At 72.2% G+C, this 14,432-nt stretch carries 12 protein-coding genes; 6 read left to right on the top strand and 6 right to left on the bottom strand.

What is annotated here, in order from left to right:
- Positions 1 to 7: 7 nt before the first annotated feature.
- The 4 genes from ABZX11_RS32420 to ABZX11_RS32405 are packed head-to-tail and all read left to right on the top strand — an operon-like array spanning position 8 to position 3,786.
- Positions 8 to 760, top strand: a complete 753-nt coding sequence (locus ABZX11_RS32420) for a creatininase family protein (protein ID WP_354920135.1) — start codon at positions 8 to 10, stop codon at positions 758 to 760.
- On the top strand, positions 753 to 2,273 hold the full coding sequence (locus ABZX11_RS32415; protein ID WP_354920132.1) for a benzoate-CoA ligase family protein: 1,521 nt from the start codon (positions 753 to 755) through the stop codon (positions 2,271 to 2,273). Before ABZX11_RS32420 ends, ABZX11_RS32415 begins: the two co-directional genes overlap by 8 nt.
- Positions 2,270 to 2,962: an SDR family oxidoreductase gene (locus ABZX11_RS32410; protein WP_176175645.1), complete on the top strand. Its 693-nt coding sequence runs from the start codon at positions 2,270 to 2,272 to the stop codon at positions 2,960 to 2,962. Before ABZX11_RS32415 ends, ABZX11_RS32410 begins: the two co-directional genes overlap by 4 nt.
- Positions 2,959 to 3,786 (top strand): enoyl-CoA hydratase family protein, encoded by an 828-nt coding sequence (locus tag ABZX11_RS32405; RefSeq protein ID WP_354920129.1) that lies wholly within the window; start codon positions 2,959 to 2,961, stop codon positions 3,784 to 3,786. Before ABZX11_RS32410 ends, ABZX11_RS32405 begins: the two co-directional genes overlap by 4 nt.
- A gap of 4 nt (positions 3,787 to 3,790) precedes the next feature.
- Here the strand turns inward: ABZX11_RS32405 and ABZX11_RS32400 are convergent, their stop codons facing one another.
- From ABZX11_RS32400 to ABZX11_RS32385, 4 genes are read right to left on the bottom strand one after another with little or no spacing between them, the layout of a single operon-like run.
- On the bottom strand, positions 3,791 to 4,705 hold the full coding sequence (locus tag ABZX11_RS32400; protein WP_354920126.1) for an SMP-30/gluconolactonase/LRE family protein: 915 nt from the start codon (positions 4,703 to 4,705) through the stop codon (positions 3,791 to 3,793).
- A gap of 9 nt (positions 4,706 to 4,714) precedes the next feature.
- Complete coding sequence (locus ABZX11_RS32395; protein WP_176175642.1) at positions 4,715 to 5,371, bottom strand: histidine phosphatase family protein; 657 nt, start codon at positions 5,369 to 5,371, stop codon at positions 4,715 to 4,717.
- The gene (locus ABZX11_RS32390; RefSeq protein WP_354920123.1) at positions 5,371 to 6,429 is read right to left on the bottom strand and encodes a phosphotransferase family protein; all 1,059 of its coding nucleotides are present in this window, start codon (positions 6,427 to 6,429) and stop codon (positions 5,371 to 5,373) included. Before ABZX11_RS32390 ends, ABZX11_RS32395 begins: the two co-directional genes overlap by 1 nt.
- The gene (locus ABZX11_RS32385) at positions 6,426 to 7,178 is read right to left on the bottom strand and encodes an SDR family oxidoreductase (protein WP_354920120.1); all 753 of its coding nucleotides are present in this window, start codon (positions 7,176 to 7,178) and stop codon (positions 6,426 to 6,428) included. The genes ABZX11_RS32390 and ABZX11_RS32385 overlap by 4 nt, the downstream gene beginning before the upstream one ends.
- Before the next feature lie 381 nt (positions 7,179 to 7,559).
- On the opposite strand from ABZX11_RS32385, the gene ABZX11_RS32380 reads away from it, so the two are divergent.
- Positions 7,560 to 8,489, top strand: a complete 930-nt coding sequence (locus ABZX11_RS32380) for a hypothetical protein (protein ID WP_176175639.1) — start codon at positions 7,560 to 7,562, stop codon at positions 8,487 to 8,489.
- Between the two features lie 403 nt (positions 8,490 to 8,892).
- On the opposite strand, the gene ABZX11_RS32375 is transcribed toward ABZX11_RS32380, so the two are convergent.
- On the bottom strand, positions 8,893 to 10,527 hold the full coding sequence (locus ABZX11_RS32375; protein WP_176175637.1) for an acyl-CoA synthetase: 1,635 nt from the start codon (positions 10,525 to 10,527) through the stop codon (positions 8,893 to 8,895).
- 141 nt (positions 10,528 to 10,668) lie between these two features.
- Between ABZX11_RS32375 and ABZX11_RS32370 the strand changes: the two genes are divergently transcribed.
- Positions 10,669 to 12,360 carry a bifunctional 3'-5' exonuclease/DNA polymerase gene (locus tag ABZX11_RS32370; protein WP_354920116.1) on the top strand — a complete coding sequence of 564 codons (1,692 nt, stop codon included), beginning with the start codon at positions 10,669 to 10,671 and terminating at the stop codon, positions 12,358 to 12,360.
- 300 nt (positions 12,361 to 12,660) lie between these two features.
- Here ABZX11_RS32370 and ABZX11_RS32365 read toward each other — a convergent pair whose 3' ends face one another.
- Positions 12,661 to 14,361, bottom strand: a complete 1,701-nt coding sequence (locus ABZX11_RS32365) for a sialidase family protein (protein WP_354920113.1) — start codon at positions 14,359 to 14,361, stop codon at positions 12,661 to 12,663.
- Between the last annotated feature and the right edge of the window lie 71 nt (positions 14,362 to 14,432).

The raw sequence follows: 14,432 nt of genomic DNA, 5'->3' as shown, positions 1-14,432 counted from the left end.
GATTTGCGTGACGTACTTCGCGGACCTCAGCTCACGGCAGGTCGCCGCCCTCGCGGACGGCTCACGCGTGCCGGTGCTGCTGCTCCCGCTGGGTGCGATCGAGCCGCACGGGCCGCACGCGCCACTGGGGACAGACCCGCTCATCTCGCGCGGGATGTGCGAGCGCGCGGCTTCCCGCTTGGCCGCCGACGACGAGGTCCACGTCCTGGTCCTGCCCGAGGTGCACTACGGCGTGACGCGGTTCGCGGCCGGGTTCGCCGGCGGCATCCACATCGGCGAGGAGACGCTGCACTCGCTGCTCGTCGACATCGGCGCGTCGCTCATCGGCCAGCGGTTCCGGCGGATCCTGCTGGTCAACAACCACTTCGAGCCCGCACACCTGGTGACGCTGCGGCGCGCGGTGGAGACGCTGAACTTCGCCTACGACGGCCGCGTCGCCCTGCTCGACCTGGTCCGGCGGCGGCACGCGCAGCGACTGACCGAAGAGTTCCGCTCCGGCGAGTGCCACGCCGGGCGGTACGAGACGTCGCTGGTGCTGGCCGACCGGCCCGAGCTGGTCGACCAGGCACTGATGCGGACGCTGCCGCACGTGCCGGTCAGCCTGGCCGCCGCTCCGGAAGACGGGGGCTTCCGGGAGATGGGGATGACCGAGGCGTACTGCGGCAAGCCCGCGGAGGCGACCGCGGCCGAAGGCGAAGAGACGTTCTCGACGTTGACCGACCTGCTCGTGGAAGCGATCCGGGAGCTGGCCCGTGAGTGAGCCGTTCAACCTCGCCACGCACTTCCTCGACCGGCACGTGGCTTCGGGGCGGGGTGACCGGACCGCGCTGTACGCCGGGGACCGTTCGATCAGCTACGCGTCGCTCGCCGCGCTGGCGAACCGCGCCGGGAACGTCCTGCTGGACGCCGGTGTCCGAAGAGGACAGCGGGTGCTGCTGGCGCTGAGCGACGGCGAGGAGTTCGTCGCGGCCTGGTACGGCGCCCAGAAGATCGGCGCGGTCACCGCCGAGGTCTACCCGTTCCTGCAGCCGAAGGACTACGCCTACTACCTCGGTTACACCGAGGCCGTCGCGGTGCTCGCGGACGACGTCACGCTGCCGGCTCTACGACAGGCGGGCGCCACCGGGTTGCTCGTCACCGGCGTGCCCGAAGCCGAGCTGCTGCCGGGTGAACGTCCATTCCGGACGCTGGTCGACGCCGCCCCGGAGGTTCTGGAAGCCGCACCGACCACTGTGGACGACATCGGGATCTGGAAGTTCACCACCGGCAGCACGGGCGCGCCCAAGGCGTGCGTGCACCCGCTGCGCAGCCCGAAGGAGAGCTTCGAGCGGTACGCCGTCGAGGTGCTCGGCCTGCGGGAGGACGACCGGGTGCTGGCCGTGCCCAAGCTGTTCTTCGGCTACGCGCGCGACCTGGTGGCGCTGTTCCCGTTCGGCGTCGGCGCGGCCGGGATCGCTTTTCCGGAGCGCAGCACGGCGGACCTGATGTTCGAGCTGATCGCTCGCCACCGGCCGACCGTGCTGGTCAACGTGCCGACGATGATGAGCGCGATGGTCGCCCACCCGGCCGCTGCCGAGCAGGACCTGAGCTGCCTGCGGATGACGACCTCGGCGGGCGAGGCGCTGCCGCCGGAGCTGCACCGGAAGTGGGACGCGGCCTTCGGCGTGCCGGTGGTGGACGGGATCGGCTCGTCCGAGGCGTACCACATCTACCTGTCGAACCGGCCCGGCGCCGCCCGCGTGGGCACGCTCGGCACGCCCGTTCCGGGCTACACCGCCGAGGTCGTCGACGAGCTCGGGAACCCGCTGCCGGACGGGGAGATCGGGCCGCTGCGGGTGACCGGGCCGACGATCGCACTGGAGTACTTCGGTGACCCGGCGAAGTCGGCGGCGACGTTCGACGGCGACACGCTGACCTCGGGCGACCTGTTCAGCCGTTCCCCCGACGGGTACTTCCGCCACCACGGCCGCGCCGACGCGCTGCTCAAGGTCGGCGGCGTCTTCGTCGCGCCCGGCGAAATCGAGGACTGCCTGCTCGGCCACGCCGCCGTGGTGGACTGCGCGGTGGTCGGCCACGAGACCGGCGGCCTGGTCGTGCCGCGCGCGTACGTCGTGCTGCGGCCCGGGTCCGCGGTCTCCGCCGACGAGCTGAAGGAGCACGCGAAAGCCCACCTGGCCAAGCACAAGTACCCCCGCGAGGTGGTCTTCATGGCGGAACTCCCCCGCACGGCCAACGGGAAGCTCGACCGGCGCACGCTGGCGGCCCGCCCGTGAGCCGCCTGGTGGTGGTCACCGGCGGCACGCGCGGCATCGGCGCGGCGATCGCGGACCGGTTCCGCTCCGCCGGTGACACCGTGCTGGCGCCGGGCCGCGCGGACTGCGACGTCACCTCCGAGGAAGCCGTCGCCGAGTACTTCGCCTCGGTGGGGCCGGTCGACGTGCTGGTCAACAACGCCGGCATCTCGTCCAGCGCCCCGGTTTCCCGGACGTCGCTCGACGATTGGCGTGCGCAGTTCGAGGTGAACGCGACCGGTGCGTTCCTCTGCACGCGTGCGGTGCTGGACGGGATGCGGGCGCGTGACCGCGGGCGGATCGTCACGGTGGCGTCGACGGCTTCGCACGTCGGCTACCGCTACACGGCCGGGTACACGGCGTCGAAGCACGCGGCGGTCGGGTTCATGCGCGCGGTGGCGGCGGAGCTGGCCGGCACCGGCGTCACGGCGAACGCGGTGTGCCCGGCGTTCGTCCGCACCGACATGACGGCCACCTCGGTGGAGCGGATCGTCTCGCGGTCGGGACGGTCCACGGCGGACGCGGAAGCGGCACTGGCGGCGGCGTCCCCGCTCGGCCGGCTGCTGGAGCCGGCCGAGGTGGCGTTCGCGGTGTCCTTCCTGGCGGCTCCCGAAGCCGCCGCGATCAACGGCCAGACCCTCGTACTCGACGGCGGAGGAATCCAGTCATGAGCCCGTTCCGCGCCACCGCCCCGCTGACCCGCGAGTGGGAGCACTTCGGCTTCACCGTGGCCGACGGCGTGGCCACGCTGACGTTCACGCGGCCTTCGAAGCTCAACGCGCTGACGTTCGAGGTGTACGCGGATCTCCGTGACCTGGTCATCGAGCTGCCGCAGCACGAGGACGTCCGGGTACTGGTGATCACCGGCGAAGGCCGCGGGTTCTGCTCGGGTGGCGACGTCGAGGAGATCATCGGCGAGCTGCAGAAGTTCGAGACGGCGGAGCTGCTGGAGTTCACCCGCATGACGGGCGCGGTGGTGAAGGCCCTGCGCGAGTGCCCGATCCCGGTGATCGCGGCGGTCAACGGCGTGGCGGCGGGCGCGGGCTCGGTGATCGCACTGGCGAGCGACTTCCGGCTGCTGGCGGAGTCGGCGAAGTTCGCGTTCCTGTTCACCAAGGTGGGCTTGGCCGGGGCGGACATGGGATCGGCGTACCTGTTGCCGCGGCTCGTCGGCTTGGGTCGCGCGACGGAGCTGTTGATGCTGGGCGACAAGGTCACGGCTTCGCGGGCTTCGGAGATCGGGTTGGCTTCGCAGGTGGTCCCGGACGCGGATCTGCCCGCCGCGGCTGCGGCCTTGGCCCGCCGGTTGGCGGACGGCCCGGCGTTGGCATACGCGACGACGAAGGTGCTGCTGACCCGCGAGCTGGACATGGACCTGGGCAGCGCGATCGAGCTGGAGGCGATCACGCAGGCGTTGCTGATGACGGCGAAGGACCACAAGGAGTTCTACGCGGCTTGGTCCGCCGGGCGGGAGCCGCGCTGGACGGGACGCTGAGGGCTCAGCTCACGGTCGTCACCGCGATCGCCGTCTCCTCCAGCGACCCGAAGTACAGCTGCCCCCGCCACTCGCGGACGCCCACCAGCATGTGGAAGCCGTCGATCTCGCCGCGCAGCTCGCGCGTCACCGTCCCGTCCGCCGCCACGCCCAGGACACCCACCTCACGTCCCGGCGAGGGCTGCAGCGACGTCGGCAGCCGACGGACGCCCGCCCGCAGGAACGCCGGCAACCGCCGGACCACGTCCAGCGCCGCCACCTTCGGGGACGCCTGGGTGATCCAGATGAGCCCGTCCGTGCCCGTCGAGATGTTGTCCGGGAAGCCCCACAGGCCGTCCACCAACACGTCGGAGCGGCCGTCGGAAAGCCACACCCGGGAGACCCGGCACGCGCCCGTCTCGGCCACCGCCACGAACGACTCGTCCGGGGCCAGTGCGACGCCGTTCGCGAACTGGAGGCCGTCCAGGAGCAGGTCGATCGAGCCGTCCGGGGCGCGGCGCAGCAGGCGGCCGCCCGCCGTCTGCTCGATCAGGTCGTCGCGCCAGTTGTCGATGCCGAAGCGGCGGGACGAATCCGTGAAGTAGATCGTCCCGTCGGACGCCACCGCCGCGTTGTTGCAGAACACGAAGTCCAGGCCCAGCGCGGAAGTGGCCAGCACCGAAGGCGTGCCGCCGGCGAGGGGGACCACCAGCAGGCCGGCGCGGGCGTCGCAGACCAGCAGCTCGTCCTCGCCGTAGAGCTCCAGCCCGAGCGGGCGGCCACCCGTGTCGGCGATGACGTCGATGCGCTGCCCGTCCGGCGACAGGCGCAGGATCCGGCCGTCGTCGACACCGGCGTAGATCCGGCCCTCGGCGTCGACGACGACGTCCTCCGGGCCGTGACCGTTCACCGGGTACAGCGTGACCTCGCCGAACCGCATCGGTGCCTCCTAGCGATAGGTGAGCAACGAGGCGGCGTCCGCCTCGAAGTGCGGGTGCTCGTTGAACGACAGGAGCGTGACGCCGCCGCGCCCGGACACCAGCTTGGTGATGCCGCCGTTGACCGTGACGCGGTTGAGCTTGAGCAGGCCGGTTTCGGGCGTGCCCATGAGCAGGCCGCAGAGCGTGGCGATCACGCCGCCGGAGGTGAACACGACCGCGTGCTCGCCCTTGCCCAGCGACGCCACCAGCTCGGCCAGCGCGTCGCGGCAGCGCGCGAGGAACGCGGGCCACGTCTCGGCGCACGGCCCGTCCGCGCCGGCCGACGTCCACGCCGTCAAGGCCGCGTCCAGCACGCCCTGGTAGGACCGCGAATCCTCCTGCGGTGCCCCGCCGGCGTGGTGGCGCGCGATGTCGACGTGGTCGTACTCGTTCCAGCGCGGGTCCTCGGCCACCGGGACGTCGCTGCCGAGCACCTTCAGCGCCGTCGCCGCCGTGTCGCGCTGGCGGGCCAGCGTTCCGGACCGGACCTGGCTGAAGGAGACGGCGCGGCGCAGCAGTTCCGCACCGACCACAGTGGACTGCTCGAAGCCGCGCGGGGACAGCGCGTCGTAGTCGGCCGCGCCGAACGACGCCTGGCCGTGCCGGACCAGGTAGATCGCGCCCACTACACGCTCCCCTTCGCGATGATCTCGCGGCAGCGCCAGTCCAGGTAGTTGACGAACTGCCAGAAGTCCTTGAACGCCGGGTTGCGGGTGCCGCCGTCGCGGTAGCGCCGGTACAGCTGCTGCAGCACCGCGGCGAGCCGGAACAAGCCGTAGACCTCGTAGAACTGCCAGTTCCCGATGGCCAGCCCGGTCTTCTCCGCGTAGCGGGCGACGAACTCCTCGCGGGTGAACATGCCGGGCAGGTGGGTCGGCTGGCGGCGGCTGGTGTGCATGACGCCGTCGTCGCCGGCCTGCACCCAGTAGGCGAGCATGCTGCCCAGCTCCATCAGCGGGTCGCCGAGGGTGGCCATCTCCCAGTCGAGGACGCCGGTGATGTTCAAGGTCGCCGGGCCGTCGAGCACCAGGTTGTCGAGGCGGTAGTCGTTGTGGATCAGGCAGATCCCGGCCTCGCCGGGCAGGTTCGCCGCCAGCCACGCACGCACCTCGGCGAAGTCGCCGACGTTGTCCGTGCGCGCCGCCACGTACCGCTCCGACCAGCCGCGGATCTGCCGCTCGACGTACCCGGCGCCCTTGCCGAGGTCGGCCAGCCCGGCCTTTTCGACGTCGACGGCGTGCAGGTCGACCAGCCGGTCGACGACCTTGCCGGACAGCTCGCGCGCCTGCTCCGGCGCCAGCGTCATGCCCGGCGGGAGGTCGCCGCGCAGGATCAGGCCGTCGAGCTTCTCCATGACGTAGAAGTCGCCGCCGAGCACGGCCGGGTCGTCGCCGAAGGCCACCATCCGCGGCACGTACGGGAACACCGGTTTCAGGGCGTGCTGCACGCGGTACTCGCGCCGCATGTCGTGCGCCGAGGCCGCCTTGTGCCCGGCGGGCGGGCGGCGCAGGATCAGCTCGCGATCCGGGTAGGTCAGCAGGTACGTCAGGTTGGAGGCGCCGCCGGGGAACTGCCGGACCTGCGGCGGTGCGTCGCCGAGGCCCTCGACCTTCGCGCTGAGCCAGGCGTGCACCGCACCCGCGTCGAAGGCGTCCTCCGCGCGGACCTCGACCGGGGCGTTCACGCGAACTTCCGCAGCAGCGCGGCCGGCACCACGCGCATCACGACGCTCAGCGGCACCCACGGCCACGCCGGGACGTAGGCGCGGCGCGGTTCGGCCTCGATCGCCTTGGCCAGCGCCCTGGCCCCGGCCTCGGCCTTGCCCAGCAACGGGTTGCGACCGATCCGGTCGTTCATCTCCGACTCGATGTAGCCGGGCCGGACGTCGGTGACGATGATGCCCTTGCGCTTCAGCTCGATCCGGGTGCCGTCGACGAACGCCGAGATGCCGGCCTTCGAAGCGGCGTACGCGGTCAGCTTGCCCGGGAACGGGCGAAGCGCGCTGAAGGAGGAGATGACGGCGAGGTGACCGGTGCCCTGCGCGCGGAAGATCCCGGCGGCGGCCTCGATCTGGGCGGCGGCCGCGACGAAGTTGACCTCGAGGGTCTGGCGGTTGGCGTCGAACCGGCCGGTGCCGACCCGCTGCCCCTTCCCGAGCCCGGCGTTCACAATCACCCGGTCGAGGGACCCGAGCTCGGCGCGGAACTCCTCGAAGACGGTGAACACGCGGTCGTGGTCGGTGACGTCGAGGGTGCGGATGACGACCTTGATCCCCGGGTGCTGGGCGGTGAGCTCGGCGGCCAGCTTCTCGAGCCGCTCGGTGCGCCGCGCGCACAGTGCGAGGTTGCGCCCCTTGGCTGCGAACTGGCGGGCCATGCCCTCGCCCAACCCGCTGCTGGCGCCGGTGATCAGGATGTTCTGCCGGAGGACCATGGGGGAAGCCTACCCGCTGGTAACAAGACCGGTGGCCCGGCGCTGGGGGCGTCGCCGGGCCACCGGTCATCGCGCGGCCACCTCGGCCGGTCGCACAACGCGGCCGGGTGAACCGGAGCCGGAACCGCTCGCGCGGCCGGTCGCACCTGCGCGCGGGCGGGCCGTGAGGGGGAGGCGGTGCCACCGGCGCAGGCAAGTCATGAAAGCGCGTCGGCCCAGGCCGGGGCAATGGTTCACAGTTGCCAGTATTAGCCCGTTCGACCGAGTGGCGGCGTCCGCGGCGCGGCCGAAGAGGGGCGCGGGAAACGCCGCGAAAACTGCTAACGTGCTCCGTGTCGGGGATCGTCGGGGGACGGCATGGGGCGGGTCGGGATTTCAGCGATGGCGGGCAGCGTGACGGGTGACGGCCAGGAGAGCGGCCGCACCGAATTCGCCATCCGGCTGCGCGCGGCCATCGCCACCAGCGGGCTGTCGCTCGACCGAATCCAGGCGCGGCTGCGGGCCCGCGGCGTCGTCGTCAGCGTCACCGCGCTGAGCTATTGGCAATCGGGCAAGAGGCAGCCGGAACGGCAGAGCTCGCTGTCGGCGGTCCGCACGCTCGAAGAGATCCTCGACGTCCCGGCCGGGTCCCTTCTGGGGCTGCTGCCCCCGCCCCGGCCCCGCGGCGGCGCCGGCAAGCGCCAGGCAGGCGGCGAGCCGATGTCGTTCCCGCGCGAGGTGCTGCAGCCGCTGCTGGAGAAGGTCGGGGCGCCGCACGCGCTCGACCGCCAGCAGCCGCTGAAGATGGTGGGCCTGCACGACCAGTGCGAGATCGCCGCGGACGGCGGCCAGCGCGCGGTGACCGCGCGCGCGGTGTTCCAGGCGGTCGCGGACGGCCAGGACCGCTGGCTCCTGGTGTACACGCAGGACGACCCGGCGGCGGGCGTCCCCGAGCTGCACGCGGTGCGCAACTGCCGGGTCGGCCGCGCCGAGATCGACGAGGCCCACGGCCTGCTCGTCACCGAGCTGCTGTTCGACCAGCCGATCAACCGCGGCGAGACGCACCTGATCGAGTACACGCTGACCAACAGCGGGCCGCCGTACCCGGAGTGCCGCAACACGCACTACCGCGAGTTCCGCCGCCCGGTGCGCGAGTACCTGCTGGAGGTGCGGTTCGCCCCGGGCACGGCGCCGGACCGCTGCTGGCAGTACTCCCGCAACGGCGCGAACGGAACGCTCGCCCGCCGCCCGCTCAAGCTGGACGGCGCGGACGGGGTCCACGCGGTGGCGTTCGACTTCGGCCCGGGCGTCTTCGGCATCGACTGGGACTGACCCGGCTCGGCCGGCCCACATACCCCGGCAGTCGGTTGGCGTACCCAGACGGTCGGTTGGCGTACCTGGACGGTCGGCTCGCCGGCCGACCCTCTGGATACGCGGGCCGACGATCGGGGTACGCGGACCGACCCTCCGGGTACGTCGTCAGGGGAGGCAGGCCGCCGCGAGGGTGGCCAGTTCGGTGCGGTTCGCGATGCCCGGCTTGGCGTACACGTGCGCGAGGTGGGTCTTCCCCGTGCCCCGGCTCATGAACGGGCGGGTGCTCGACCGCGACCACCACTGGCCCGGCCGGGGACCCACAGCGGCGTTCCGGTGGAACCGGCTGGAGGCGACCGCAGCCGTCGGCGTCGCGACCGGGCACCGCGACGGACGCCGGCCGATCGTCAACGTCCAGCGTGGCTCAGGAAAGCTTGGTGCGCAGCACCTTCCCGGTCGCGTTGCGGGGCAGCTCGTCCAGGAACTCGACGTCGCGGGGCACCTTGTAGCGGGCCAGGTTCGCCTTGACGTAGTCGCGGATCTCGTCGGCGTCCAAGTCGGCGCCTTCGGACGGCACGACGAACGCCTTCAGCCGCTGCCCGAACTCCGGGTCCTCGACACCGATCACCGCCGCCTCGATCACGTCTTCGCGCTCGACCAGCAGGTTCTCCACCTCGATCGGGAACACGTTCTCGCCGCCGGAGACGATCATCTCGTCGTCGCGGCCGTCGATGAACAACAAGCCGTCCTCGTCGAAGTGGCCGACGTCGCCGCTGGAGAGCAGGCCGTCGATGATCTCCTTGTGGCGGCCGTCGGTGTAGCCGCCGAAGCTGAGGCCACTGCCCACGAACACGCGTCCGGTGACGTTCGGCTCGGTGATCTTGTTGCCTTTTTCGTCGTAGAGCGCGACCTTGCAGCCGACCGGCGCGCGGCCGACCGTGCCCGGGGCCTTCGCCCAGTCCTCCGGCGTGGCGACCGTGGCCACCGCGACTTCGGTCGAGCCGTAGAGGTTGTGCACGACCGGGCCGAAGGCCTCGTTCGCGCGGTTGCCCAGGTCCGGCGAGAGGGCCGAGCCGGCGACGAAGATGATCCGCAGCGCCGACGTGTCGTACTTCTCGCGGACGTCCTTCGGCAGGTCGACGATCCGCTGCAGCATGGTCGGCACCAGCACGAGCGCGGTGCACCGGTGCTCGGCGACCCCGCGCAGCGCCTCTTCGGGGTTGAACTTGCGCCGCATCACGACCTTCGAGCCGAGCGCGAAGGACAGGATGAACTGCGAGAGGCCGGTGCCGTGGAACAGCGGCGCCCCCATGTAGGTGGCCTCGTTCGAGCGCAGCGGGATCCGGTCGAGGAACTGCGCCGACGCCAGCGCGGAGGTGTGCGGTCGCGGCGCGCCCTTCGGCGTGCCGGTGGTGCCGCTGGTCAGCAGCACGAACCCGCCCGGCTTGGCCGGCGCGGGCCACGGCCGGTCGTCGGTGCTGGCGATGATCTCCGACAGCACCGGCACGTTCCGGTCGGTGAGGTCGCTGTCCGGGTCGACCCAGGCCAGGTAGCGGTCGACGCCCTCCGGGATGGCGTCGAGCAGGGCGGTGAACTCCTGGTCGTAGACGAGCGCGGTGACACCTTCGCGCTTGGCGACGTCGGCCAGCTGCGGCTTCGCGAACCCGGTGTTCATCAGCAGCAGGCGGACGCCGAGCTTGCCGGACGCGGCCATCGTGATGACCAGGCCGCGGTGGTCGCGGCAGAGCGCGGCGACCACCTGCCCGGGCCGGATGCCGCGCTCGGACCAGGCCCTGGCCAGCGCGTTCGACTGGTCGTCGAGCTGCTTGTAGGTGAGCGGGCCGAGCTCGTCGACGATGCCGACGGCGGCCGGGTCGCGCCGGGCGGAGATGTGGTTGGCGCCGGCGAACGGGCCGAACTTCCGCAGCGCGACCAGCGAACGCACGCCCTCGTCCAGTCTCGGGAACGGGACGAGGCCCGCCCGCCGCATCACGTCGACGCTGCGCACCGTCTCGGTCACCTTGTCCGCCACCGTGGTGGCGAGCGCGACCAGGCTCATCCAAGCACCTCCGTTGCTGCGGGAACGAGCCCATGCCGACGGCGGGCGTACCGGCGGTATGGGAGCTACTGGAGAGTAAACCAACCGTACGCCGAACGCACCAGCCCGGAAACTGTCGGTGGTCGTCGGCATGATGTCCGGGTGCAGGTGATCGCGGGACGGGAGGAGGACGGCAGCTTCACGGTGCACACGCCTACGGACACGGTGTCTGGCCTGGACGAGAAGGCTTTCGCGAGGCTGGCGCGGGAGCTGGAGTCGTCGCTGGCGCCGCGGTGGGTGTTCCCGTCGGTGGAGCGGACGTACCCGGTGCTGATCGCGGCCGGGCTGCGGGTGCGGCGCTGCTACGACCTCGAGCTGGCCGAAGGGCTGCTGCTGGCGTACGAGGGCGCCGAGGAGCAGTCGCGGAGCCTGCGCGCGGCCTGGACCAGGGCGAACGGGGAGGAGCCGCCGCCGTCCGAGCAGTCCGCCGTCGAGCTGGCGCAGCCGACGCTGTTCGAAACGCGGGTGCCGACGCTGCCCGAAGGCGTGACGGTCGTCACGGCGGTGCGGCGCGTCCTCGCCGAGCAGGAGCGGCGGGTGGCGGCGACCGAGCACCCGGACCGGATGCGGCTGCTGCTGGCCGCGGAGTCGGCGAGCGCGCTGGCCGCCGCGGAGATGTCGGCCGACGGCCTGCCGTGGCGCGCCGACGTGCACGAGGAGCTGCTGGCGGCGCGGCTGGGCCCCCGCGTGCCCGCCGGGCAGCGGCCGAAGGCGCTGGTCGAGCTGGCGGCGAAGATCAGCGAGGCGTTCGGCGGGCGGCCGGTGAACCCGGACTCGCCGCCGAGCGTGGTCCGGGCGCTGGCCCGCGAGGGGATCGAGGTGCCGGCGGCCCGGAAGTACCTGCTCCGCGGCATCGACCACCCGGCGGTCGGGCCGTTGCTGGAGTACAAGGAGCTGTCGCGGCTGTACACCGCGAACGGCTGGGCGTGGCTGGAGGAGTGGGTCACCGACGGCCGGTTCCGCCCGCACTACGTCGTCGGCGGCGTGGTGTCGGGGCGCTGGGCCAGCCGCGGCGGCGGGGCGCTGCAGATCCCGAAGGTGCTCCGGACGTGCGTCCGCGCGGACCCGGGCTGGAAGCTCGTGGTGGCGGACGCGGCCCAGCTGGAGCCGCGGGTGCTCACGGCGCTGTCGGGCGACCGGCGGCTGGCCGGCGTCGCGGCGGCGACGGACCTGTACGCCCGGCTGGGCGAGGCGCTGTTCTCGGGTGCCCGCTGGGTCCCGGCCGCGAACGACGACCGCGACGACCGGGCCCGGGCGAAGATCGCGATGCTGTCGGCGATGTACGGCGGCACGTCCGGGGAGGCCGGGCCGCTGCTCGGCCTGCTGCGGCAGCGGTTCCCGGACGCGGTGTCCTATGTGGAGCGAGCGGCGCAGGCGGGCGAGCGCGGCGAACGGGTCCGGTCCCGGCTGGGCCGCACGTCGCCGGCGCCGTCGGCGGCGTGGCGGGCGTTGACGGGCGGGCTGGCTTCCGACGAAGCGGCGGAGCTGAAGGCGCGCCGGGCGTCGCGGGGCTGGGGCCGGTTCACGCGCAACTTCGTGGTCCAGGCGAGCGCGGCCGACATGACGGCGGTGATGCTGGCGACCCTGCGCACCCGGCTGCCGTCCCCGGCCCACCTGGTCTTCTTCCAGCACGACGAGGTGATCGTCCACACCCCGGCCGCCCTGGCCGACGAGGTCGCCACGGCCATCACGGACTCGGTCTCCGAGGCGGCCCGCCTCCTGTTCGGCCCGGCCTGCCCGGTCCGCTTCCCGATGCAAACCGCAGCGGTCGACACCTACGCCGACGCCAAATAGCAAGTGATGCCCGCCCGATCACGCGAGATGCCCCGCCAATCACGCGAGATCCCCGCCCGATCACGCGAGTCCCGCCCCCAATCACGCGAGTTCGGGTCCCGTTCCCGCGAACCGACCCTCCAGGCACGCGAACCGACTCCGCGGGTACGCGAGCCGACCCTCCAGATGCGCGGCCCGACCCCCCAGGTACGCGGCCCGACCCTCCAGGTACGCGAACCGACTCCGTGGGTACGCGAGCCGACCCTCCGGGTACGCCGGGGCGGCCGCCGCCCTGGTCGCGGCGGCCGCCCCGGTCACCCGCTACGGGAACATCGGGAGCGTCTGCGTCCCGACGTCCTGGTTCGGCAGGGTCCGGCCCGGGTTGCCGCGGAAGTCGGTCCAGGCCGGGTGCAGCTTGAAGTCCGCGCCGACCGCCGCCGCCGTGTAGTCGCCGATGAACACGCCCTGGAGCTCCTTGCCCGTCTCCGCTCCCGTCGAGACGAACTGGACCTGCGGGTTCGCCGTCTGCGTGGTGATCCTGCGGAGCGGGGACAGGCGATCGCCCCAGCCCGTCGCGTACGCGTAGTCCAGCCCGATGCCGTTCGGGTCGTACGCGCGGGTGTACGACGTGACCGCGACCCGCCCGCCGAACGCCGCCACCGCCGGGAACACCTCGTCGGCGGCCGTGCCGACCTTCACCGGCGCGGACCAGCCGTGCCGGCCGTCGGAGCCGCTCAGGAAGGCGTCGCCGTTCGTCTTCACGGACTCGCCGTCGCGGTACGTGCCGTTGCGGTCGTCGGCCCAGGTCACCCACAGGTGGTCCGTGACGCGGTCGTACGTCAGCTGCGGGAAGCTGTTGATCCGGAAGTTCTCGCCGGTCAGCGCGTTGTTGGCGACGTCTTCGTCCACCGGGAAGTCGAAGTCGAGCGCCACCTCGGTGTGCCGGAACGTCCGGCCGCCGTCGCGCGAGGTCGCCACGACGACCGCGTCGTGGTCGGCGGGCTGGTCGCACGCGGCCGTCGCGCACACCGACGTCTCGTACGCCACCTGGAGCGTCCCGTCGCGGGTGACGACCGGGTTCGAGCCGCTGCCGAACGGCGTGATCCCGCCGTGGAACCCGGTCAGCGACGGCGAAATCCGCCGCAGCGGCGACCACGTCCGGCCGAAGTCACGGGACTTCGACAGCACGATCGGCGACTCGACGAACGCGCCGGTCGCGTCGTAGGTGAACTGCGTCCAGGTCACGTAGACGTCGCCGGTCACCGGGTCGGCGGCGATCCACTCCTTGTCGTTGAAGATGTTCGCCGGCGTCGGCGTGCCCGCCGGGGTGACGCCGTCGAGGTGCAGGATCGCCGGGTCACCGAAGCTGCGGCCGCCGTCGTGGGACACCGACACCGCGATGCCGCTGGCGAGCTGCTGGTCGTCGGGAACCGCGGCGCGGCTGAACACCAGCGTCGCGTAGTACACGGTGTTGTGCGGCCCGAAGGCGATCGCCGGGTCGCCGGCAGCGTCCATGTAGGACAGTGGGGCGGCCGCCCCGGTCGGGTAGTCCAGGTGCGGCAGCTGGACGTTCGCCCAGGTCCGGCCGCCGTCGAACGAGGTGTAGGCGAAGCCGCCGGAGTCGTTGCGGGACTCGCGCGCGTTGTACAGCCGGTAGTCGTTGGACCCGGCGACGATGTTGCGCGGGTTCTCCGGGTTGACGGCGATGGTGGTCTCGTTCTGGGCCGTGCTGCAACCGGTCTGGCTGCCGGTCGGCACGATCGTGTCGCCGTCGATGACGTCGGTGTTCGGCGCGAGCGGCCGGTACGGGTTCGGCTTGCCGATGTAGGTCTGGCAGAGCGCGGACAGCGCGGGGTTGTCGCCGTCCTCCTCTTCCTCCTCGGCGAACTGCTCCTTGAGCAGTGGATTCGGCACGTCGTGCCGGGCTTCTTCCGCGAGCCGCTGCTTGCCGGTGTGCGGATTGACCGGCAGCGGCGAACCCCCGGTGGCCGCGTGCGCGGCGGGCGCGAGGACGAGCGGCAAGAGAAGAGCGGCACAGGCGACGGCGATTCTTCGCCTGACGGACGAAACACCCAAGGACATCGGAAAGTCCT

The organism is Amycolatopsis sp. NPDC004169, from assembly GCF_040610315.1.
Classification (GTDB): domain Bacteria; phylum Actinomycetota; class Actinomycetes; order Mycobacteriales; family Pseudonocardiaceae; genus Amycolatopsis.
Note: the sequence above shows the minus strand (reverse complement) of the source record. Positions and strands in the feature narration are given on the sequence as shown.

Bases quoted from the DNA above. Each gene is read 5' to 3' on its own strand.
- ABZX11_RS32400 (WP_354920126.1), bottom strand. From the start codon at position 4,705: ATGCGGTTCGGCGAGGTCACGCTGTACCCGGTGAACGGTCACGGCCCG.
- ABZX11_RS32375 (WP_176175637.1), bottom strand. From the start codon at position 10,527: ATGAGCCTGGTCGCGCTCGCCACCACGGTGGCGGACAAGGTGACCGAG.
- ABZX11_RS32380 (WP_176175639.1), top strand. From the start codon at position 7,560: ATGGCGGGCAGCGTGACGGGTGACGGCCAGGAGAGCGGCCGCACCGAA.
- ABZX11_RS32385 (WP_354920120.1), bottom strand. From the start codon at position 7,178: ATGGTCCTCCGGCAGAACATCCTGATCACCGGCGCCAGCAGCGGGTTG.
- ABZX11_RS32405 (WP_354920129.1), top strand. From the start codon at position 2,959: ATGAGCCCGTTCCGCGCCACCGCCCCGCTGACCCGCGAGTGGGAGCAC.